We start from the raw sequence: 22,947 nt of genomic DNA, 5'->3' as shown, positions 1-22,947 counted from the left end.
ACTCAGTGCAAACTATTAACCCTGAAACTTTGCACCCCTGCATCCCACCTGACATGCCGACAGCCCGGCGAGATCGTGATCAATCAACTACTGTGCGTCAGGTGATTAACGAGACTGCTCCGTCCGCATGGACTCGTCGCCGGTTCGCCGGCCTGACCGCCCTCACCGCCGCTGCCGCCACCGGCCTGACCCGGATCGGCCCCGCGGCCGCCACCCCGTCCACCGCCGCCCAAACCACAACCGCTCGAAGCACGACCGCGCCGTACACCACTGCCTTGGTCGTCGGGACCGGCTACGGCTCCGCCGTCACCGCGCTCCGGCTCGGCGAGGCGGGGATCCGGACCACGATGATCGAGCTGGGACAGCAGTGGACCACCGCCGGACCGGACGGGAAGGTGTTCTGCTCGACCCTGAACCCGGACCGCCGGTCGATGTGGTTCCACCGCCGGACCGAGGCGCCGCTGGACACGTTCCTCTGGCTCGATGTGGTGAACCGCGACATCGGCACGCCGTACGCGGGCGTACTGGACCGGATCGACTACCCGAACATGGGCGTGTACGTCGGCCGTGGTGTCGGCGGTGGATCGCTGGTGAACGGCGGGATGGCACCGACCCCGCAACGCGCGTACTTCGAGAAGGTGCTGCCCCAGGTCGACGCGGCCGCGATGTACGCCCGGTACTTCCCGCTCGCCCGGCGGATGCTCGGCGTGAACACGATCGATCCGCGGTACCTGGAGAAGACACCGGCCTACCAGTACGCGCGGGTGTCGCGAAAGCACGCGCACCAGGCCGGATTCAAGACCGCGGTCGTACCGAACGTGTACTCGTTCGACTATCTGGAGAGGGAGGAGCGCAAGGAGGTACCGCGATCGGCGCTGGCCGGTGAAGTGATCTACGGCAACAATCACGGGAAGCAGTCGCTGGACAAGACGTACCTCGCTGATGCGATCGGTACCGGGAACGTGACGATCCGGACGCTGACCCGAGTGACCACGATCCGGCGGTACGGCAAGGGATATCTGGTCGGCCTCGAACAGATCGATGCCTCCGGCAAGGTACTGAAGCGCAGCGAACTCGCCTGCCGGTACCTGTTCCTCGGTGCGGGCAGTGTCGGTACGACCGAATTGTTGCTCCGGGCAAGGGAAACCGGAACGCTGCCGGATCTCCCGGCCGCGATCGGCACCGGCTGGGGCAGCAACGGCAACGTGATGACGGCGCGCGCCAACCACGCCTGGGACCCGACCGGTTCCTTGCAGTCGACCATCCCGACGCTTGCCATCGACAACTGGGACGATCCGGTCAACCCCGCGTTCGCGGAGATCGCACCGCTGCCGGTCGGCCTGGAAACCTGGGCCAGCCTCTACCTGGCGATCACGGTCAACCCGGAACGCGGCCACTTCACCTACAACCACGCCACCGACCGCGCCGACCTGCACTGGTCAGCCGGCCAAAGCGCACCCTCCGTACGCTCCGCGCAAGCCCTCTTCGACCGGATCAACCGCGCGACCGGCACCACGTACCGCCGGGATCTCTTCACCGGCAACCGCGCCTTCGCCGCCGACTTCTGCTACCACCCCCTCGGCGGCTGCGTACTCGGCCAAGCCACCGACCTTTACGGCCGAGTGATTGGTCACCCCAACCTCTACATCACCGACGGCTCCCTGATCCCCGGCTCCCTGGGCGTAAACCCCTTCGTCACCATCACCGCCCTGGCCGAACGCAACCTCTCCCACCTACTGACCACCGACCTCAAGAACCGGTAGAATAGACACACGAGCCTCCGGCACGATCACCGTGTTCGGAGGCTTTTGTGTATGACCATTCTCTACAAAGCCGCCGCCACCATCAGCGGCGACGAGATCCTCCCGCTCAACCAGCTCCGCGACCGCTTCCCCGACGTGTACGAGCGGGAGGTCGCCAAGTACGCCGGCCGGCCGCCGTACGTCCTCGACAACCCGGTCCCCCCGCTCAAGTGCTGCTGGGCGGACGTGGTTTTCCTGTCCCCGGTGCATCCGGAACCGATCTTCGCCGCGCTTCGTGAGTCCGGGCGGATCGGTCGCGGAAGCCTTGCCTACTGGACCATCGACGCTGGGCTACTCGATCCGGCGCGGACCTGCATCCTGATGAAACGCCACGATCCGGAACACCGGCCACAGCCGCCGGAAGACTTCATCCCGTACACCCCGGAGGCAGTCGCCGCCCTGAGCATCCCGTCGGATGGGGTTATCCACCCGTCTTGTGGGTTCTCCGTCGGTACAACGGTGGAGAACCCACAACGCCACTGGATATCCACCCTTCGGTGGGCGGGGTGGGTGGGCGGGGTGGGTGGGTTAGTGGGGAGGTTGTTGTTGGGCGGTCAGGCCTTGGCGTACGGCGAGGCCGCCTGCTACTGCGCTGACCGCGATCGTGATCAGGGCGCCGAGGATGAGGGCGGAGGGTTCGCCCGGTTGGAGGACGTGCAGGGTTGTACCGACCGTGGCCGCCGCGACGGGTACGCCTAGTTGCGCGGAGGCCAAGGCACCGATCGGTAGCGGTTGGCGGGTGAGCTTGCCGGAGAGGTGACTGATCACGGCACCGGCACCGAGCGCCGCGCCCAGCCCGATGAAGGCCGGTTTCGTGCCGAGTTCGCGCAGATCGAGGGAGGCCCCGAGCCAGACGAAGAACACCGGCCCGAGGAATCCTTCGGTCAGCGCGAACAGTTGCCGCGCCAACCGCCGTGGCTCACCGACCGCCGCCACCGCCAGCCCGAGTACGAATCCGGCCAGCATGATCGAGACATGGGTGGCCGTCGCGAGACCGGCGAGCGCGAACAGCACCATCAGACTGACCCGCAACTCCAGCGCGAACCGCCGGTCCTCCGACACCTTGTGCGCCCGCTGCCGCAACCCCGACCGCTCCAACCGGTTCAGCATGAAGAACACCACCACCCCGGCCGCGATCACCGCCACCGCACCAAGCGCCGCGCGCCCCGCATGCGGTGGATCGATCGCCAACGGTAACGCCACGATGCACGCGGCATCGGCGATCGCGACCTGCGGCAGCAACTCCACCACCGACCGGCCACCAAGCCCGAGCGAGTCCACGATCGGCAAAATCAACGCTGCCGACGAAGACGCCATCAGTACGGCGTACAACGCGACATGCCCGGTGCCGAAGACCGCGTTCAGCACAAAAGCGAGCCCGGTCGCGACCACCCCGGTCACCACCGCGCGGAGCAGCCCGGGCCGGATCGCCCGCCGCAGACTCGCGTCCCGGACCGGAACGTGGGTGCCGGCCACGAACATCACCAGCCCGAACCCGATGTCGGCCAGAAAGGTGAACCGGGCATCGGACGCGGTCAGGTACCCGAACCCCGTCTTGCCGAGGACGACGCCGGCGATCAGTTCGCCGAGCACGATCGGGATGTGCCAGCCGCGCGGGAGCGCGAGCAGCGGACCGATCAGACCGATCGCGACAACCACCGCGAGCATGGTGAAACTCACCGCGCAGCTCCTTTCCCCGGATCGCCATTGTCACCCGCGACCGCGGTCCAGGGCGGGATTCAGGCGGTGGGCAGCTCGCTGTCGTTTCCCGGCGCGCTGACGACGCGGTTCCGGCCGAGGTCCTTGGCGTGGTACATCGCCAGGTCGGCCGCCATCTGCAGCTCGTCGAGCGTCGTCCCGGAGTCCGGGTACGTCGCGGCGCCGATCGAGCAGGTGATCGTGTCGCACAGCAGCGGGCCGCTCCCGGTGGTGATGGTGACCTGGAGCCCGGCGATCCGGCGCCGGATCCGCTCGGCGGCCAGCGCGGCGTCGGCGGCCGGCGTCCGTGGCAGCAGGATCGCGAACTCCTCACCGCCGAGCCGGCCGACCAGATCGTTGTCGCGAACCTCCTTGCGCAGCTCGTCCGCGACCGCCTTCAGCGCATCGTCCCCGGCCCGGTGCCCGTACGTGTCGTTCAGCATCTTGAAGTGGTCGAGGTCCAGGTACAGCACGCCGAGCGGGGTGTTCGTACGCTCCGCGCCGGCGAACTCGCGACGGGCGATCTCGTGCCAGAAAGCCGCGTTGGCCAAGCCGGTCTTCGGATCCGTACGTGACGCGGCCTGGAACTGATCGACCAGCAGCGCGCGGTGCAGGCCGAGAATGGTCAGCAGCAGGACCGCGACCGCCCACGGCTGGCTGAGCAGCAGTGCCGCGGTCGCGACCCCTAGCCCGAGCGACCCGGCGACGATGAGCTGATCCGACAGCCGCCCCAGCGCGTTGCGCCCTGGGGAGTCGGGGTTGGACAGCATGATCGCGCCGGCGACCAGCACGTAGTTCACGAACCAGTACGCCAGACCGGCCGCGACCACCGCGACGAGCCCGATCGGACCGGACGGATAGCCCGGGTACACACCGGGACGGATCGTGGCCATCGCCACCGCGCCCGCGGCACCCGCCAGGATCAGCGTGGTCGCGGTGAAGACCGATCGGTACGGCGGCACCCGCCGGACCCGCAGCCAGGAATGCACGTACGTGCTGACGATCAGCAGCACGGCCAGCGGTGGCGGCAGGATCAGGATGCCCGCGAACGTCCACATCCCTTTCAGGTTGACGTACGGAATGCCTTCCGCGCCGACCTTGCGCAGCCGCTCGATGTCCCGCGCCGCCTCCAGGTGGATCGCCGAACCGGCCACCAGGACGAGCAACCGGATCCAGTCACCGCCGGTCACCGCGACCAGGTTGACCGTCGCGCCGACGACGAGGAAAGTGATCAGTTCAACCGCGAGGACGAAGCCGAGCACCGGCCGCGGCTGGGTCCACATCGCCCACCGGGTGGGAATCCAGGCAGCGTCGTTACGTCTCCGCAGGCGACGATGCGCCAGCCGATGCCTGATACTCATGACAAGACCCCCGCCTCACAGTCGGTCCTTGTCACAGCGTAGCCGTGATGTTCACGCAATGTCACTGCCTCACTGTCACTACCTCGCTGTCACATGCCTCACCTTGCGCGAGAGGAGGCCACTGCCATGCAGAACAACGACTGGTGAATCGATCACGCGAGTCGTCGCGTCGCCCCGGCGTAACCGTACGCCGCTCCCGCCGCGACCAAAACACCTAGAATGCCGGCCGCCGCCACGACCGACGCGGGCGCCCAGCGATCCGCCAGCGCGCCGGCGGCCAGCACACCTATACCCTGCGAGACGATCAGCGCAGTGCGAGCCAGGCCGAACGCCTGGCCGCGCTGTGCGTCCGGCACGTTCATCACGAACGCCGCGCTCGCCGCCAGCTGGTACGACGCGCACAACCCGGACAGCATCCACAACGCCACCGTCACCCACAGTCCCGGCTCGGCCACGCAGCCGATCAGCGGTGCACACGACCCGATCGACAACGGACCCATCAGGGTGAGCCGGCGTTCCGGCGCGACCCGGGTCAGCAACAGCATCCCGATCATCTGCCCGGCGGGGTTGGCGGCGAGCAGGATCCCGACCGCGGCCGGTCCACCGCCGACAGACGCGGCGTACGGGGCCGCAAGCCCTTCGATGCTGACGTAGAAACCGGCAACACACGCCAGCGCGACCAGGTACCGCAACTGGCGATCGCTCCAGACCAGCAGCGCGCCCGCGGACAGCGAGGCCCACCAGCCCTTGCTTTCTTCGGTTGTCTCCGGCAAAGCCCGCTCTCGGACACCGAACCACAGCAACAGCCCCGACAGCCCAAAGGTCGCGGCATCGGCCAGCAACGCGTTCCCCGCGCCGAAGGCCGCCACCAACGTGCCGCCGGTGACGAACCCGGCCAGCTGCGCCGCCTGGCCAGTGATGTTCGAGACCGAGCTGGCCAGTACGAACTTGTCCCCGGTCAGGATCGACGGCAGCAAAGCCGCCCGCGCCGACTGAAAGGGCGAGGCGAGCAGCTGCACTGCAACCAGCAGGACACACAGCACCCACAGCGAAGCGCCGGGAATCGCCATCGCCGCGACCAGTACGGCCCGCGCGACATCGCAGCCGATCATCAGCCGGCGCCGCGGGAACCGATCCGCCAACCCGGACAGCAACGGCCCACCGGCGATGTCCGGCAAGAACGTCAGCGCGTACGTCACCGCCGACAATCCGGCCGACCCGGTCCGGTCGTACACCAGCACGGCCAAGGCAACCCTGGCCAGCTGATCCCCCACCACCGACCCCAACTGCGCAAACCACAACCACCGAAACTCGGCCACAGCGAAAACCTCGCTGTACGTCGCAGGCCGATCAGCGGAACCAGTACCGGAAGAGTGAGCGGGGCGGGCCACCAGCCCAACGTACAGACAATCCCCACCCCCAGCCCCCACCACGGTGCGCCGCCGCCCACAAACCCCCAGAAGTTGCAGCAACCTGCAACTTCAGCCCCGCCGCCGGCCTCGGCCCGGCCGCTCGACCGACGGCTTACCCCAGCGGAGCGTCTTCGCAATCCAGCGTGATCGTGCCCATGGCCCCGTCGACAGTGATCAGCTGCCCGTTGCGGATGCGAGTGGTGGCGGCTGGTACACAGATGACGGCCGGGATGCCGTACTCACGGGCGACCGTCGGTCCATGGGCCATCACGGCGCCGGTCTCCGTGACAAGGCCGCCGGCGGTGAGGAACAACGGGGTCCAGCCGGGGTCGGTCGTCGGGGCGACGAGGATCTCTCCGGGTTCGATGACAACGGCGGAGGGGTCTCGAACCACCCGGGCTCGGCCGGTGACGCGACCGGCTGCCGCCCCCACGCCGACGAGCGACCGGCCATCGGACGGTGGGGCCGGTAGGAGCGTCTCCACATCCGTGCCGTCCGAGAGCAGGGCGACCGGAACACTGCGACGGCGCCGTTCGCGCTCATACTCCGCGCGCCGCGTGGCAATGGTCTCGCGCACGTCAGGACCGGTCTCCACTACCGTGCGCAGCTCGACGAGGTCGAGGAACATGACGTCGTCGGGGCCTGCAAGCAAACCCTTCGCGTGGAGTTCGGCACCGATCAGGAGCAGGCGGCGGCGACGGTCGCGCAAGGAGTAGAGCCCGACGAGCTTGCCCGCCTCGCGCAGCCCGGACAACTCCCTGGACCTGTGCAGGAAGAAGGCGGCGAGGCGCCCCCGCACCGGGTGCTTGCTACGGGCCCTCCGGGAGAGCTCGGTGAGCATCGACTCGGCCTTCTCCGCGGCGCGCCGAAATCGGCGGTCCGGGGCCTGCTCGGGGTCCGTGACGCGCAGGTAGTTGGCGAGCATCGTGAACACCGGTGCCGGGTCCTCGGCCCAGCGGGGTACCCCGACGTCGACCTCGGCGGCCGACCGGGTGCCGTACCGCTCGAGGAACGCGTCCAAGCCGAAGTCCGGAAGCGTGCCCGCCAGTTGGGCCGCACCGAGGTCCGATGGCGGGGTACCGATCAGCAGCTCGCGGTGCGGCTCCGCCCGCCGGGCCACCTCCCACAGGGCGAGGTTCATCTCGATCGTGACGTTGTACGGCATTCCGCCGAGCACCGTGTGGATCTCGTCCTCGCTTGCGATGCCCTTGAGCAGCGACGGCAGTGTGGCGGATACGGCGAGGCCGCTGACAACGGGCCAGGTGATCGCGCCGGCGAGCGTGCTCTGCTCCGCGTCTCGCTCGACCAGGTCCAGCAGCTCAGTTACCGTGGCCGGATCGGCGACCGGCTGCCGACGGAGACGTTCGAGCTCGCCGAAGACGCGGGCGCGCGCCCGCGCCGGACGGGCCAGCGCGCCGAGGATCCCGGCGACGGCCTTGGGACCGGTCTTCAGGGCGGCCGCAGTGCGCTGCCGCGGAGTCTTCCGTGGCGCGAACCGCGGATCGTCCAGAAGGTGTTCCACTGCCGTCTGTGCACGCGGCCCGAAGTCGACCGCCATCAGCTTGACGAGCCGCTGCCGCGTCGAGGGGTCGCGCAGCGCGTCGGTCAGATCGCCGTACAGCCGCGCGCCGATGTCAACGATCTCGACCGTGAGGCCGAACGCCGCAAGCATGCCCGCCAGCATCGACTTCAGCGTCGACATGCCCATCGGAGTGGCAGGCTGCAGCATTCCCTGGACATGGCCGAACTCGACGTACAGCCGCGGACCCGGCTTGTCGCTCGACGGCGGCGCGGGAAACAGAGTGGTGATCGGTCGCGCTTGCAACAGCCACAGCGTCCCGTCGTGGTCGTAGGCCCACTCGATGTCCTGCTCCACGCCGAGCAGGTCCTTGATCCGCTGACCGGCCGCACGCAGTTCCTTCCGGCGGGCAGGTGTGAGGCAACCGCGCTCTCCGTCCTCGGCGCCGTCCAGCACGTAGTGGTCGGCTGCTGTCGCTCCGTCGACGACCGCCGTCCCCAGCCCCGGCGCGGCGTCGACCACGCTCGCACTGCGCGAGCCGGTCAATGGGTCGGCGGTGAACAGCACGCCCGCGACTTCGGCGTCAACCATGCGCTGCACGACGACAGCCATCCGGACGGAATCGTGCGGGATGCCGTTGGCCTCGCGGTAGGTGGTCGCGCGCTCGGAGTGCAGCGAAGCCCAGCATGCCTCGATGGCCTCGATCAGTGCCGCACCGCCCATGACGCCGAGGTAGGTGTCCTGCTGGCCGGCGAAGCTCGCGTGCGGCAAATCTTCGGCGGTAGCGCTGGAGCGGACCGCGACGGGTCCGCCGCCGAGACGTTCGTACGCCGCCAGCACCTCGGCGCGCGGCACCCGCCCATTCGCGTACGCCTCGGTCGTCACGCAAAAGCCGTCCGGCACCCGCTCACCGAGCCGGATCAGCCCGGCGAGACCGGCGGCCTTGCCGCCCACCAGGTCATGCCGGCCGCAGCCGATCGCCGTCAGCTCCAGCAGATTCATCCCCGCCACCTCCTTCGCCCCGGCCAGGTCCGCCCTGGCCGGTACCCCGTTTTCCAATACGACCGCAATGAATAACGATGACAATACAGGTGCAATGTAAACTGGGCCAATGCCGCGCAGAGTGGACCACCGAGAACGCCGTGAGCTGCTCGCCGACGCACTGATGCGGCTGGCCGCGACCCACGGGCTGCAGGGCGTGAGCCTGCGCCAGGTGGCGGGCGAAGCAGGCGTATCGACCGGAATGGTGCAGCACTACTTCCGCACCAAGGACGAGATGATGACCTTCGCGCTGAGCATGGCCGGGAGCCGGATTCGCGCCCGCTCCGAGGCGGCGGCCGCGTCGGGGACGCCCCGCGAGCTCGTCCGCGGGGTCCTGCTCCAGATCCTGCCGCTCGACGACACTCGACGGCTCGAGAGCCACGTCGGGCTCGCGTTCCTCGCGTACGCAGCCGTGAAGCCGGCGATCCGGGAAGGGCTGCGCGCCGACGCCGACGAGCTGCGCGGCTTCATCGCGCGGCAGCTGCGTGCGGCCGGCGCAGGCAACCTCGATCCCGACCTCGCGGCGATCGGCCTGATGGCGCTCGTCGACGGCCTCGGCATGCAACTGCTGTCAGGACAGTACGCAGAGCAGGACGCAGTCGCCGCACTGGACGCCCAGCTGGCCCTGATCTTCAGCTAGCGAAGCACCCAACCGTACGCCGTGAGGTGGTTCACTTCGGTGGAGATGCATAGGAAAGCTATGTATATTTGGGGGTGTGAGTGCTGCTGATCTGACTCGGCTCGGGGAAGAGCTGGTGGTGGCTTCGACGCGGTTGTCGCGGCTGGCCACCCGGAACGTGAACACGCTGCCGCACGCCGCGATGCGGGTGCTGGGGCGGCTGGACGAGCTCGGCGAGGCGCGGATCAGTGAGTTGGCCAAGGCCGATCGGTGTTCGCAGCCGACCATGTCCAACCTGGTGCAGCGGCTCGAGGAGCAGGGGTGGGTGCGGCGTACTGCCGACCCGGCCGACTCCCGGGCCAGCCTGATCAGCCTCACCGACGCGGGTCTTGCCGAGCTGCGCAGCGCGCGCAGTCAGGCCGGCGCCGCGCTCGCGGCCCACCTGGGCCACCTGTCCGCGCCCGACCTCGCCACCCTGGAGGCCGCCGCCACCGTCATCCACAAACTCCTCACCATCGATCCTTTGGAGGCAACGCCCCGGTGAGCACCTCGTCGTTCCTGAAGCAGCCCAAATCCGTCTGGGCGGTCGCGTTCGCCTGCGTGATCGCTTTCATGGGCATCGGCCTGGTGGACCCGATCCTGAAGCCGATCGCCGAGCAGCTGCACGCGAGCCCGTCCCAGGTCTCGCTCCTGTTCACCAGCTACATGGCGGTGATCGGCGTGGCGATGCTGATCACCGGCGCGGTCTCCAGCCGGATCGGCGCCAAGCGCACCCTGCTCATTGGCCTGGCCATCATCGTCGTGTTCAGCGCGCTGGCCGGCCTGTCGAACAGCATCGGCATGATCGTCGCCTTCCGGGCCGGCTGGGGCCTCGGCAACGCACTGTTCATCGCCACCGCCCTGGCCACCATCGTGAACTCGGCCGCCGGCTCGGTCGCCGAGGCGATCATCCTGTACGAGGCGGCGCTCGGCGTCGGCATCGCGGCCGGCCCACTGGTCGGTGGTGAGCTCGGTACGATCTCCTGGCGCGGCCCGTTCTTCGGAGTAGCGGTGCTGATGACGATCGCACTCGCCGCGACCGCGTTCTTGCTGCCCGCCTCACCGCCCGAGGCGCGACGCACCTCGATTCTCGAACCGCTGAAGGCGTTGCGGCACCGGTCGCTGGCAACCGTCGCGGTCACCGCGCTGCTCTACAACTTCGGCTTCTTCACGCTGCTCGCGTTCACGCCGTTCCCGCTGGCCATGTCGGCTCGGCAGATCGGGCTGATCTTCTTCGGCTGGGGCCTGTGCCTGGCGTTCACCTCGGTCTTCGTGGCACCGCGGCTGCAACGCCGGTTCGGTACGTTGCCGGTGGCGATGACGGTGCTGTTCCTGTTCGCCGTGGATCTCGCGGTGATGGGCCTGTACGCGCACCACAAGCCCGTACTCGCAGTGGGTGTGGTTGTGGCCGGACTGTTCCTCGGCATCAACAACACCCTGATCACCGAGGCAGTGATGGGCGCGGCGCCGGTCGAGCGCGGTACGGCCTCCGCCGCGTACTCCTTCGTGCGCTTCTCCGGTGGCGCGGTCGCTCCGTGGCTGGCCGGGAAGCTCGGCGAAGAGGTCAACATCCAGCTGCCGTTCTACGTCGGCGCCTTCGCGGTGCTGCTCGCCGTCGGCGCGCTGGCGACCGGCTGGAAGCCGCTGTCGCACCTCCGCATCCCCGCCAACCACTCGACCGCCGAGGCCGAGGCGCTGACCGCCGCCGACGCCTGAGGGATTGGTCTACCCGACCCGCCGGAGAACGATTTCTCCGGCGGGTTTTCGCGTCTAGGGTCGATCGGTATGTGGCCAACCCTGCGCACGTACACCGGACGTCAGCTCCGCCGGATCGCCCTCCCGCTCGGCGGGATCGGCACCGGGACGGTCAGCCTCGGCGGCCGCGGCAATCTCCGCGACTGGGAGATCGTGAACCGCCCGGCGAAAGGCTTCCACCCCGGCACCGCCTTCTTCGCCCTGCGTACGTCGTCCCCCTCCGGCGCGATCACCGCCCGCGCGATCGAGGGCCCGCTGGATCTCAGCGAGTACGAGGGCGCGCACGGGAGCGGCGCCCAGAACCACGGTCTGCCGCGCTTCCGGGACGCGACCTTCGCCACCGCGTACCCGTTCGGGCGACTCGAACTGCGCGATGACGACGTACCGGTCGACGTCGATCTGGAAGCGTTCAACCCGTTCGTACCCACCGATGTCGCGGCGAGCTCCTGGCCGGTCGCGGTGCTGCGCTTCGCGATCACCAACCGCACCGCTGAGCCACTGACCGTCTCCGTCGCCGGCGCCCTGCAGAACTTCATCGGCCGCGACGGTCGCTACGATGTTGCCGCGGGCAACTACAACACGTTGGCCGAACCATCAGGTGTACTGATGCGCAGCCACGGCGTCGATCCCGGCGCCGAGCAGTACGGGTCGATCGCGCTGGGCGTGCTCGACGGACAGGACGTTTCGCGGCGCACCGGCTGGGCCGACCGTACCTGGGGTGACAGCCTGCTCGACTTCTGGGACGACTTCACCGACGACGGCCGCCTGGACGAACGGGTCAGCGAATCCGCAACGCCAGTCGCATCGGTCGCGGACCGGCGTACCGTCGACGCCGGGGCGACCGAGCGGTTCACGTTCCTGCTCGGCTGGCACTTCCCGAACCGGCGCGGCTGGGAGAACCCGGACTTCGTCGGCAACCACTACACGACGTTGTACGCCGACGCGTGGGATGCCGTGACACAGTTCGCACCGCACTTGGACGAGCTCGAACGCCGTACCGTCCGCTTCGTCGACTCCTTCGTGTCGAGCGATCTGCCGGATGCAGTGAAAGAAGCAGCGCTGTTCAATCTCAGTACGCTGCGTACGCAGACCGTGTTCCGTACGCCGGATGGACAGTTCTTCGGGTGGGAGGGCTGCTCCGACCACGAAGGCAGTTGCATGGGGACCTGCACGCATGTCTGGAACTACGAGCAGGCGACGCCGTACCTGTTCGGCGAGATCGCGCGGTCGATGCGTGAGATCGAGTTCCTGCACGCGACCGGCGACGACGGGTTGATGAGCTTCCGGGTCGGGCTGCCGCTGGACCCGAAGGCCCGGAACTGGAAGGTCGCGGCCGCGGACGGGCAGCTCGGCTGCCTGGTGAAGCTGTACCGGGAGTGGCGGCTGAGCGGCGACGACGACATGCTCCGGTCGCTCTGGCCGGCCGCGCGCCGGGCGCTCGAGTTCTGCTGGATTCCCGGCGGGTGGGACGCCGACCGCGACGGCGTGATGGAGGGTTGCCAGCACAACACCATGGACGTCGAGTACTACGGGCCGAATCCGCAGATGCAGTCCTGGTACTTGGCCGCGCTCCGCGCCTGCGAGGAGATGGCGACGTACCTGGGCGATGATCTGGCCGGCGAATGCCGGAAGCTGTTCGCGAACGGCAGCGCGTGGATGGACGAGCACCTGTTCAACGGGGAGTACTACCGGCACGAGATCCGGCCGCCCGCGTCCGCCGACGACATCGCGCCCGGACTGCGCGAGACGGCCGGAGCACCTGACCCGACGCATCCCGTACTGCAGATCGGCGACGGCTGCCTCGTCGATCAGCTGGTCGGCCAGCACCTCGCGCGACTGACCCAGCTCGGCTCATTGCTGAACGAGGAGCACGTCGCCACCACCTTGCGCAGCGTCGTGCGCTACAACCGGCTGTCCGGGTTCACCGGGCACTTCAACCACATGCGCAGCTACGTACTCGGTCCCGACGAATCCGCCGTCCTGATGTGCAGCTACCCGCGCGGCAACCGCCCCGAGCGCCCGTTCCCGTACTTCACCGAAGTGATGACCGGCTTCGAGCACATCCTCGCCGTCGGCCTCATCTCCGAAGGCATGATCGACGAGGGCGTCCAGCTGATCACGGACATCCGGCACCGGTACGACGGCGAGCGGCGCAATCCGTACGACGAGGCCGAATGCGGTCATCACTACGCCCGCGCGATGGCGTCCTGGGGTGCGGTCGTCCAGCTCACCGGCTTCGACTACAACGCCCACACCGGGGTGATGCGCTTCACGCCGCAGCACCCGGACGTACGCCGCATCTTCTGGTCGACCGGGGACGCGTTCGGGACCTTCGACACCGGCACGCAAGCGCTGGAGGTGCTCGAAGGCGACCTGAACCTCACGTCCGTCTACTTGAACAACCTGCCCGTCACTCAACCCAGCTGAGACCTGACCATACCAAACGGTATGGTATGGTCGGCCTCGTGGTGACTCGGGTGGAGTGGGTTGAGGCGGGGGTCGAGCTGCTGGCGACCGAGGGGGCGCCGGCGATCACGATCGAGCGGCTGACCGGCGCGCTGGGGATGACGAAGGGGTCGTTCTATCACCACTTCGCGGGCGCCGGCGGGTTCAAGACCGCCCTGCTGGAGTACTTCGAGCAGCAGTACACGACCCGGTTGATCGATGCTGTGCAAGGCGGAGACGCCGAGCCGCGGGCGAAGTTGGAGCATCTGTTCCGGCTGGTGCTGACCGACCGGGACAACGTGGCGCTGGAGATCGCGGTCCGGGCGTGGGCGCTGCAGGACGCCGAGGTCCGCGCGGTGCAGGAGCGCGTGGACGCGACGCGTACTTCGTACGTGCGGGAACTGTGCCGCGGCCTAGGCGCCGAGATCGATCCGGATCGGTACGCGCAATTGCTCTACCTGATCCTGATCGGCGCGGAGCAGGTGCTGCCGACGGTCGACCGGGATGACCTGCGCGAGATCTACAGCCTCACGCTCCGCCTCATCGACTGATCGAATTGGGAGTGGTCATGCCGACGACATTGCACGAGCTGGACGAGCTGATTCCGGTCGTGGACGAGATCGACGTGAAGACGGCGCATGCCGACGTGACGCTGCGCGAGTTCGCCGCCGGCGCGCTCGGTCACAGCCCGCTGTGGCTGAAGAGCCTGTTCGCCGCCCGGATGGCGGTCGCCGCGATGCTGCGGCTCGAGACCACCGGCGTACCGGACTCGCGGCGGCTCCGGCCCGAAACCGTGAGCTTCACGCCGGGCGAGAAGAACTCGTTCTTCACGGTCGTCCGCGGCGAGGAGGATCGCTATCTGCTGCTGAAGATCACCGACAACCACCTGGTGGCGTACCTGGCGTTCTTCACCGACGACGAGCATCCGGCGACGTTCAAGATCGCGACCCTGGTGCAGTACCTGCGGCCGGCCGGGCGGTTCTACTTCAACCTGATCCGCCCGTTCCACCACGTCGTCCTGCTCAGTATGTGCCGGGCCGGCGAGACGTCGCGCGGTACGCGGTAAGCGCGGCCGTCGCGCCGACGACCACCAGCGCGGCACCGAAGATCAGCCCCAGCAGCTGCCACGGAACGGCCAGCGCCTCCATCCCGTACGGTCCGGCCGCGATCCCGGCGAGTGCGGCCGCGGCCACCACGGCCCCGAGCAGTACGCCGACCACCACGACGGTCGCGGACTCGACCAACGCGACGGTGACGACCTGCCCGCGGGTCAGGCCGGCCATCCGCGCCAGCGCGAACTCGCGCTTCCGGTCGGCCGTCGACATCACCACCGCGTTCACCACCGCGACCGCGGTGAAGATCCCGGCCAGACCCATCAGCGCCGCGAACAACCCGGCATTGCTGCGCTGCTGGGCCTCACCCCGCTGCTCCGCCCAGGACTTCACCGTCTGCCCGTCCATCGTTGCCCCAGGCTCCAATTTCACCAGCGTCTCGGTCCGGCCGCCGGCCGGCAGCAAACTCCTGGGAATGAAGAAGTTCTCGCTCACGTCCAGGGTCTCGGGCATGATCGCGACCACCTTGACCGCGACCTTTCGATTGCCAAGAGCAACTTTCACGGTCGACCCGAGCTTGTACCCCTCGACCGCCATCCCCGGCCCGATCGCGATCGTCGAACCGGTCAGCTGGTCCAGCGATCCCTTCCGCGGCCGCAGCCGGTGCGTCGCCTCGTACGCGGCCGGATCGATCCCGATCGCCTCCGAGTACACGGTCCGCTTCCCGCGCGTGATCGCGATCGGTACGGCGGTCTGCGTCGACGCCGCGACGATCCCCGGCCCGGGCGCGACCGGGTGATCGACCACCACGTCCGCGGTGATCAGCCGCTTCTGCTCGACCCCGACGGCTTTCGCCAGCGATCCGAAGGTGCCCCACAACCCGACCGTCAGCCCGACCAGGACGATCAACGGCGCCGCGGTGGCGGCACTGCGGCGGACGGCATGCAGTACGCCCGATCGCGCCAGGTCCGCGATCAAGTTGCCCCGGACAACGAACGCGGGCAGCCGGCCGGCCAGCGGTACGACGACCGGGCTCAACTGACTGAGCGCGACCGAACCACTGATCATCACCATCAGGCCGATCATCAGCCCGGCCACCAGATCGCGCGCCGCCTGCGCCGCGATCACCATCAACAGCGTGCCGCCCGCCGCGGACAGCCCCCAGAACCAGCGCCACGCGGTCATCACCCGCTGCGCAGCCTGCCCCTCGACGATCGCTTCGAGCGCACTGATCCGCGACGCCCGCCAGGCCGCGGCGAGAACCCCGGCGAGCGCCGTACTGACACCGACGATCATCGCCACCCACACCGCGCCCTGGTCCCACGGCGCATGGAACCAGCTCGGCAGCATCCCCAGCTGGGTGAGCAGCCACGTCTGCGCCCAAGTCGCGACCACACCGAGCGGTAGCCCGACCACGCTGCCCAGCACCCCAAGCAGTCCGGCCTCCATGACCACCATCAGGCACAGATACCCCCGCTGCGCCCCCACCAGCCGGAGCAGCCCGAACTCACGCCGCCGCTGCACCGTCATGAACCCGAACGTCGTGCTGACAATGAACACGCTCAGGAAGGCGGCCAGCATCACCGACATACCCAAGAGCGTTGACGCACCGACGTACCCCTCCCGCACCTGTGCGCGCTGGTACGCCGTCAGTCCGGCCGGCAACACCGGCTTGTCGGTTGCGGCGAGCATCTGGAGTCCCGACTGCACCAGACCAACACCCAGCGCGACAGCAACCACCGCACCGGCGAACAACTGCCACCTGGTCCGCAGTGCTCCGACAGACAACCTCAGCATGTAGCTAGCCAACCGGCTGAGCACACGGCGTGCCCTGGCCTGCGCACCCGACCACAGGTAGCCCGTGCGCTACCTCAGCACCTCAAGCAGGGCAGCCAGGTCGCGGCGGTCCACGTCGCGAGCACCTATCAGCGCATGCATCAGCAACCCGTCCAAAGCCGCCACTAGGAGTCGCGCCTTCTGCGGGTCACCGGCGAAGGCGCGGGCGATCTCTGTCAGCGGCTCCAGCCAGGCGGAGGCCGCCTCCCGCAGATCGGGGCGCCGGGCGGCGTACAAGTACAGCTCGTAGAGCGCGAGCGTGCGGCCACGTCGGCGTACTGCACTGTGCTCGATCAACCGGGCCAGCTCGTCGGCGGGCCGTGCGCCCAGTTCACTCCCCCGGCCGTCCAACTCGACCGCGAGATCCTCCGCCGCCGACTGCAGCGCGGCGACCAGCAATGCGTCCAGGGTCGGGAAGTGATAGGTGATCGACGCGACCGAGACATCGGCCTCCGCGGCCACCACCCGATGGCTGACACCTGCGACTCCGTCGCGTTCTATCACCGCCAGCGTGGCCGCGAGCAGCTCGCTCCGGCGCTGCTCACCACGCACTCGCCGCCCGTCGGCAACCCTCCTGACCTGCACAAACAGCAAACTACCAGGACGTTTGTACGGATTGATTTTGGTCTCCGGAATCGCGGGAACGACCGTCGCGGGCAACTTAGGCTCGGATCTCGTGGCCAACTCTGAACTCGGTACCGCGATGCGCCGCGCCCTGAAGCGCGCCGGCGACGGCAAGACCCTCGACCCGGTGGAGGTGGAGGTCCTGCTCGGCGCGAGCAGTGAGGCGCTGACCACCCTGATGGCGACCGCCGCGCGGGTCCGCGACCAGGGCCTGGCCGACGCCGGGCGGCCGGGCATCGTCACGTACTCGAAGAAGGTCTTCATCCCGCTGACCCGGCTTTGCCGCGATCGGTGTCACTACTGCACGTTCGCGACCACGCCCGGCCGCGTCCACGCGCCGTACCTGTCGCCGGACGAGGTGCTGGAGATCGCCCGCCAAGGTGCGGCACTGGGCTGCAAGGAGGCGCTGTTCACGCTCGGCGATGCGCCGGAAGAGCGGTGGGACGCGGCGCGGCAGTGGCTGGACGAGGCCGGGTACGACAGCACGCTCGACTACGTACGCGCGATGGCGATCCGGGTGCTCGAAGAGACCGGGCTGCTGCCGCACCTGAACCCGGGCGTCATGTCCTGGCAGGACCTGCAGCGGTTGAAACCGGTCGCGCCGAGCATGGGGATGATGCTCGAGACCACGTCCCGGCGGCTGTTCGAGGAGAAGGGCCAGCCGCACTTCGGGTCGCCGGACAAGGACCCCGCGGTACGGCTGCGGGTGCTGGAGGACGCCGGCCGGTCGAACGTACCGTTCACGACTGGATTGCTGATCGGGATCGGCGAGAACCTGACCGAGCGGGCGGACTCGATCTTCGCGCTGCGGAAGATCGCGCGGCAGTACAACGGGATTCAGGAAGTCATCATTCAGGGGTTCCGGGTGAAGCCGGACACCGCGATGCGGAACGACGCCGACGTACCGCTGGACGAGTGGCTGGCCGCGATCGCGGTCACCCGGGTCGTACTCGGTCCGCGGGTACGGGTGCAGGCGCCGCCGAACCTGGTCGATCTGGCCGAGTGCCGGGCGTTGCTGGACGCGGGGGTGGACGACTTCGGTGGGGTTTCGCCGCTGACGCCCGATCATGTGAACCCGGAGCGGCCGTGGCCGCAGATCGACGACCTGGCGAAGGTGACGGCCGACGCTGGGTTCGTGTTGCGCGAACGGTTGACGGCGCATCCTGAGTACCTGCGGGAGCCGTGGCTTGATCCACGGTTGATTTCGCACGTGGAGGCGCTGGTTGATCCGGCGACCGGCCTGGCGAACGAGAGCGCGTTGCCGGCCGGCCTGCCCTGGCAGGAGCCGGACGGCGGCTGGGACAGCGTCGGCCGCACCGACCTGCACACCGCCATCGACACCGAGGGCCGCCGCACCGAAACCCGCTCCGACTTCGACGCAGCCTACGGTAACTGGGACGTCATCCGAGAAGACGTAGCCGCCCGCCGCGCCGCCTCCACGTCACCTGAACGAATTGATAGTGAGGTGAAGGCTGCGTTGGCTGCTGCTGAGCGGGATCCGGCGGGGCTTTCTGATCAGCAGGCTTTGACTTTGATGACTGCTACGGGCCCGGCGCTCGATGAGTTGGCTCGGATTGCTGATGAGCTGCGGAAGCAGACTGTTGGTGATGACGTCACGTATGTGGTGAACCGGAACATCAACTTCACGAATGTCTGCTACACCGGCTGCCGGTTCTGCGCGTTCGCCCAGCGGCGCACGGACGCGGACGCGTACTCGCTCTCGATGGACGATGTCGGGCAGCGCGCCGAGGAAGCCTGGGTGATCGGCGCGACTGAGGTCTGCATGCAGGGCGGCATCCACCCCGACCTCCCAGGCACCGCGTACGCCGACCTGGTCCGCGCTGTCAAGGACCGGGTCCCGCAGATGCACGTCCACGCGTACTCCCCGATGGAGATCGTGAACGGCTCGGTGCGTACCGGACTGTCGATCGAGGAGTTCCTGATCTCGGTCAAGGAAGCCGGTCTGGACAGCGTCCCCGGCACCGCCGCCGAGATCCTCGACGACGACATCCGCTGGATCCTGACCAAGGGAAAGTTGCCGACGGCAAGCTGGATCGAGGTGATCAGCACCGCGCACAAGGTCGGCCTGCCGTCCAGCTCGACGATGATGTACGGGCATGTCGACGCACCGCACCACTGGGTCCAGCACCTGCGGACGATCGCGGCGATCCAGGACCGCACCGGCGGGTTCACCGAGTTCGTGCTGCTGCCGTTCATCCACCAGAACTCGCCGATCTACCTGGCCGGCGTGGCCCGCCCCGGCCCGACGTACGACGAGAACCGGGCCGTGCACGCGATGGCGCGGATCATGCTGCACGGAAGGATCGACAACATCCAGTGCTCGTGGGTGAAGCTCGGCGTCGACGGGTGCGTGGACGTCCTCAACGGTGGCGTGAACGACATCGGAGGCACGCTGATGGAGGAGACGATCAGCCGGATGGCGGGCTCCAAGCACGGCAGCCGCAAGTCCATCGGCGAACTCACCGCGATGGCCACCGCGGCCGGCCGCCCGGCCCGCCAGCGCACCACGACGTACGGCGAAGTACCGGCCCGCCCGTCACTGGAACTCGCCTGACCAGCCGCCGCTGACCCCCTGTTTTTGTTGAGCGCCTGACGATTGGTGACGTCAGGCGCTCAACCAGTCCGGGCAGATAGTTGTTGCGGCAGGCAACATATCTACGGAACGTGAAGCGATCTGTACACAGAGTTGCCTACTTCAAAGGCAATGCAAATGTTTGATCGGGAGGATTCCCGGGGAGCTGCCGCCCGTGGCACGGTTCTGGTGTCGGCGGCGGACGGGTCGCCGGCAACCGGGTCCAGGTGGCCCCCGCTGCACTCCCGTCCGGGACCGGACTGTACCTCCCCTGCCGGCCGCGGAATGAGTGTCCCGGGCCACCCTCCTTCGGGCCACTTGCCCTCTCGGGGCAAACAGCAGGACGCCGGCCGTGCCGGCTGGGCATCGGTCGCCAGTGAGGTGGTGACCGGCGCCCGGCACGGCCGGCGTTTCTCGTTCTGGAGCCTTCCTTCCTGTACCGGTGCGACTGGGGACCGGTACACCGAGGAAGGCTCCTCGCTTTCAGAGGTCAGTACGGGTAGGAGTTCAGTACGGGTAGGTGTCGTCGCGGCGGGTCGGGTCCAGGTCCCAGAGCGAGAACTCGACGATCTTGTGCGACTCCTCGCCCCCACCCGGGATCAGCCCGTACGGCTCGTACTCCTTGGAGCCCAGCCCGTCCAGGTAGCAGAGCAGCTCGAACGCGGACTGCGCGTCCTCGATGTCGTCGATCGCCTCGTCGGTCAGCGCCTCGTCCTGGGCCTTCTCGGCGCGGTCGCGGACGTACCGGACGAAGGCGTCCGGGTCGGTGACCACGTAGTCGTACCGCGCTTGGTAGCTGAGCCGGAGCCCGTTCTCCGGGAGCAGCGGCCCTTCGAGCTCCTCCAGATCGTCCAGGTCGTTGAGGGCGCCGCCCTCGACGATCTCGCGGTAGTCGGCGGGGTCGTCGAAGTCGTCCGGGCCGAGCGGCAGGTCGTCCAGCTCGTCCGGGTCGTACGAGTCGATCCCGAGGAAGATGTCACCCCACCCGCGCTCGTGTACGGCGTCCGCGAGCGCCCGGGCCTGGACCCGGACGTTCTCGATCGCGCCGGTGGCCCGCAGGTCGTGCAGGTCCAGAGCGTCGGCCTGCTCCAGCAGCACCCGGGCGAGTTCGCGGGCGGCCTCGGCGGCCGACGCGGGTTCGATCGGCTCACTCATGCTGTGACGGTACAACCATGGGTACGTCGACCGCCGAGCCCGGTACGCCGAACGCGTCGACGAGGTCCACTGCCACCGGCCGGACGATCGCGCACAACTCGTTCACCAGCGCGGTGATCGCCTTCGAACGCCCTGGTGACAGCCGCCCGTGCTCGAGGTACCAGGCCCGCTCCGCTTCGATCGTCGTCAGCGCGTGCAGGTCGTACAGATCGTGCAGCGACGGTTGCACCTCCTCCGGAGCGTCTCGCACCGCGGACTGGAAGGCTTCCAGCACGACCCGATCGACATGCGCGCGCCCGGCCGCGATGACATGGTCCTGGCACCGGTTGAACACGTCGAACGGATCGTCCCCGGCGTCGATCCCGGCCTTCAGCCGCCGCGCCACCCCGGACAGCATGTGCTCCTCCCGGTACCGCAGCAGACCCGAGTGGTACGCGTCGTCACGCAGGCCGGCGTCCGGGTCCGACGTGTCGCTCCGGTTCGGTACGACATCGCGCAGCCGCTCGATCAGTGGCCGCAGCGCCGCCTTCTCGACCGCGATCTCGACCGCCTGCGCCGCGACGAACCGTGCCGTGCCCAACGGGTCCAGCTCGCCGAACGACCTGCGGTAGTCGGTCAGCAATCCCTTCGCCACCAGCTGTAACAGGACAGTGTTGTCGCCCTCGAAGGTGGTGAACACGTCGGTGTCGGCCTTCAGCGTGGCCAGCCGGTTCTCCGCCAGGTATCCGGCGCCGCCGCACGCCTCCCGGCACACCTGGATCGTCTCGGTCGCATGCCAGGTCCCCAGCGCCTTGGTCCCGGCCGCCTGCGCCTCCAACGCCCGCCGATCGTGCTCATCCCGGTCGTCGTTGAACACCCGGACGAACTCGTCGACCAGCTCGGCCTGCGCGAAATGCAGCGCATACGTCCGGGCGAGCAGCGGCAGCAGCCGGCGTTGATGCATCCGGTAGTCGAGCAGCAACGCCTCCTCCGCACTCCCCGGCGCACCGAACTGCCGCCGCTGCGCCGCATACCTGATCGCGATCGTCAGCGCCACCTTGCTCGCGTTGATCGCCGCCCCGCCGACCGACACCCGCCCCTGCACCAAGGTCCCGAGCATGGTGAAGAAGCGCCGGTCCGGATTCTCGATCGAGCTGTGATAGTTGCCGTCAGCATCGACCTGGGCATACCTGTCCAGCAGCGCGTCCCGCGGCACCCGGACCTGGTCGAACACGATCCGCCCGTTGTCCACCCCGTTCAGCCCCAGCTTCGGCCCGCAGTCGGTCAGCGTCACGCCGGGCAACGCGGCACCGTCCTCATCCCGGATCGGCACCAGCAGGCAGTGCACGCCATGCCTCTCCGGACTCTCCGCACCGACAACCAACTGCGCGAACACCGCCGCCATCCGCCCGTGCCGCGCCGCGTTGCCGATGTAGTCCTTCCGCGCGGCCGGCGTCGGCGTGTGCACCACGAACTCGTCCGTCGCCGGGTCGTACGTCGCCGTCGTGCCGAGCGCCTGCACGTTCGACCCGTGGCCGGTCTCGGTCATCGCGAAGCACCCGAGCAGCCGGCCACTGACCGCATCCGCCAGATACCGCTTGTGGTGCCGCTCGGTGCCGAGGTGCAGGATCGCGCCGGCGAACAGGCCGAACTGCACCCCGGCCTTGACCATCAGCGACAGGTCGCCGAATGCCAGCGTCTCGAAGCCGGCGATGAACCCGCCCAGGTCGTCGGCCCCGCCGTACTCCTTCGGATACCCGCGGGCGGGCAGCCCGTCCGCGGCCGCGACCAGCAGCAGCTCGAGCACCTTGTCGCGGTACTCGTCCCGCGGCAGGCGCTCGGCCAGGCCGGCAAACTCGGCGTGCGCGGCCAGCTCGGCCCGCGCCACGTCCCGGGCCGCTTTGTACGGCCCGTCCAGGTAGTCCCGCATCCCCGATGTCCTCATGCCTTTAACCTACGAGGAATCGCAGCCACTTTCCGTCACCATCCGGTGACTGTGGAAAACCTGGTATCAACC

16 protein-coding genes are annotated in these 22,947 nt (G+C 68.5%); 8 read left to right on the top strand and 8 right to left on the bottom strand.

The window, feature by feature from the left end; translation table 11 throughout:
- Positions 1–101 precede the first annotated feature (101 nt).
- Positions 102–1,763 (top strand): GMC oxidoreductase, encoded by a 1,662-nt coding sequence (locus ABD260_RS02255; RefSeq protein WP_344231593.1) that lies wholly within the window; start codon positions 102–104, stop codon positions 1,761–1,763.
- Between the two features lie 567 nt (positions 1,764–2,330).
- On the opposite strand, the gene ABD260_RS02250 is transcribed toward ABD260_RS02255, so the two are convergent.
- The 4 genes from ABD260_RS02250 to ABD260_RS02235 form a co-directional block, all read right to left on the bottom strand.
- The gene (locus ABD260_RS02250; protein ID WP_344231592.1) at positions 2,331–3,482 is read right to left on the bottom strand and encodes a cation:proton antiporter; all 1,152 of its coding nucleotides are present in this window, start codon (positions 3,480–3,482) and stop codon (positions 2,331–2,333) included.
- 59 nt (positions 3,483–3,541) lie between these two features.
- Positions 3,542–4,861, bottom strand: a complete 1,320-nt coding sequence (locus tag ABD260_RS02245; RefSeq protein WP_344231591.1) for a GGDEF domain-containing protein — start codon at positions 4,859–4,861, stop codon at positions 3,542–3,544.
- 152 nt (positions 4,862–5,013) lie between these two features.
- Complete coding sequence (locus ABD260_RS02240) at positions 5,014–6,180, bottom strand: MFS transporter (RefSeq protein WP_344231590.1); 1,167 nt, start codon at positions 6,178–6,180, stop codon at positions 5,014–5,016.
- A gap of 205 nt (positions 6,181–6,385) precedes the next feature.
- Entirely contained in the window at positions 6,386–8,794 is a 2,409-nt protein-coding gene (locus ABD260_RS02235; RefSeq protein ID WP_344231589.1) for a PEP/pyruvate-binding domain-containing protein, read from the bottom strand.
- Positions 8,795–8,903: 109 nt separating this feature from the next.
- Between ABD260_RS02235 and ABD260_RS02230 the strand changes: the two genes are divergently transcribed.
- From ABD260_RS02230 to ABD260_RS02205, 6 genes are all read left to right on the top strand, one after another.
- Positions 8,904–9,473: a TetR/AcrR family transcriptional regulator gene (locus tag ABD260_RS02230; protein ID WP_344231588.1), complete on the top strand. Its 570-nt coding sequence runs from the start codon at positions 8,904–8,906 to the stop codon at positions 9,471–9,473.
- 76 nt (positions 9,474–9,549) lie between these two features.
- Positions 9,550–9,996, top strand: coding sequence for a MarR family winged helix-turn-helix transcriptional regulator (locus ABD260_RS02225; protein ID WP_344231586.1), 447 nt, complete (start codon positions 9,550–9,552; stop codon positions 9,994–9,996).
- Positions 9,993–11,207 (top strand): MFS transporter, encoded by a 1,215-nt coding sequence (locus tag ABD260_RS02220; RefSeq protein WP_344231585.1) that lies wholly within the window; start codon positions 9,993–9,995, stop codon positions 11,205–11,207. Before ABD260_RS02225 ends, ABD260_RS02220 begins: the two co-directional genes overlap by 4 nt.
- A 69-nt stretch (positions 11,208–11,276) precedes the next feature.
- Positions 11,277–13,673 (top strand): GH116 family glycosyl-hydrolase, encoded by a 2,397-nt coding sequence (locus ABD260_RS02215; protein ID WP_344231584.1) that lies wholly within the window; start codon positions 11,277–11,279, stop codon positions 13,671–13,673.
- A gap of 38 nt (positions 13,674–13,711) precedes the next feature.
- Positions 13,712–14,242: a TetR/AcrR family transcriptional regulator gene (locus ABD260_RS02210; RefSeq protein WP_344231583.1), complete on the top strand. Its 531-nt coding sequence runs from the start codon at positions 13,712–13,714 to the stop codon at positions 14,240–14,242.
- A gap of 17 nt (positions 14,243–14,259) precedes the next feature.
- Positions 14,260–14,757 carry a DUF2867 domain-containing protein gene (locus tag ABD260_RS02205; protein WP_344231582.1) on the top strand — a complete coding sequence of 166 codons (498 nt, stop codon included), beginning with the start codon at positions 14,260–14,262 and terminating at the stop codon, positions 14,755–14,757.
- On the opposite strand, the gene ABD260_RS02200 is transcribed toward ABD260_RS02205, so the two are convergent.
- Both ABD260_RS02200 and ABD260_RS02195 read right to left on the bottom strand, forming a co-directional pair.
- The gene (locus ABD260_RS02200; RefSeq protein WP_344231581.1) at positions 14,714–16,540 is read right to left on the bottom strand and encodes an FtsX-like permease family protein; all 1,827 of its coding nucleotides are present in this window, start codon (positions 16,538–16,540) and stop codon (positions 14,714–14,716) included. The genes ABD260_RS02205 and ABD260_RS02200 overlap by 44 nt on opposite strands.
- Before the next feature lie 69 nt (positions 16,541–16,609).
- Complete coding sequence (locus ABD260_RS02195) at positions 16,610–17,164, bottom strand: TetR/AcrR family transcriptional regulator (protein WP_344231580.1); 555 nt, start codon at positions 17,162–17,164, stop codon at positions 16,610–16,612.
- A gap of 118 nt (positions 17,165–17,282) precedes the next feature.
- Here ABD260_RS02195 and ABD260_RS02190 point away from each other — a divergent pair, with 118 nt between their 5' ends.
- Positions 17,283–19,778 (top strand): bifunctional FO biosynthesis protein CofGH, encoded by a 2,496-nt coding sequence (locus tag ABD260_RS02190; protein WP_344231694.1) that lies wholly within the window; start codon positions 17,283–17,285, stop codon positions 19,776–19,778.
- A 525-nt stretch (positions 19,779–20,303) separates the two neighbouring features.
- Here ABD260_RS02190 and ABD260_RS02185 read toward each other — a convergent pair.
- Positions 20,304–20,951, bottom strand: coding sequence for a hypothetical protein (locus ABD260_RS02185; RefSeq protein WP_344231579.1), 648 nt, complete (start codon positions 20,949–20,951; stop codon positions 20,304–20,306).
- The gene (locus tag ABD260_RS02180) at positions 20,944–22,875 is read right to left on the bottom strand and encodes an acyl-CoA dehydrogenase family protein (protein ID WP_344231578.1); all 1,932 of its coding nucleotides are present in this window, start codon (positions 22,873–22,875) and stop codon (positions 20,944–20,946) included. Before ABD260_RS02180 ends, ABD260_RS02185 begins: the two co-directional genes overlap by 8 nt.
- Positions 22,876–22,947 lie beyond the last annotated feature (72 nt).

Source organism: Kribbella hippodromi (genome assembly GCF_039531045.1).
In the GTDB taxonomy this organism is placed as follows: domain Bacteria; phylum Actinomycetota; class Actinomycetes; order Propionibacteriales; family Kribbellaceae; genus Kribbella; species Kribbella hippodromi.
Note: the sequence above shows the minus strand (reverse complement) of the source record. Positions and strands in the feature narration are given on the sequence as shown.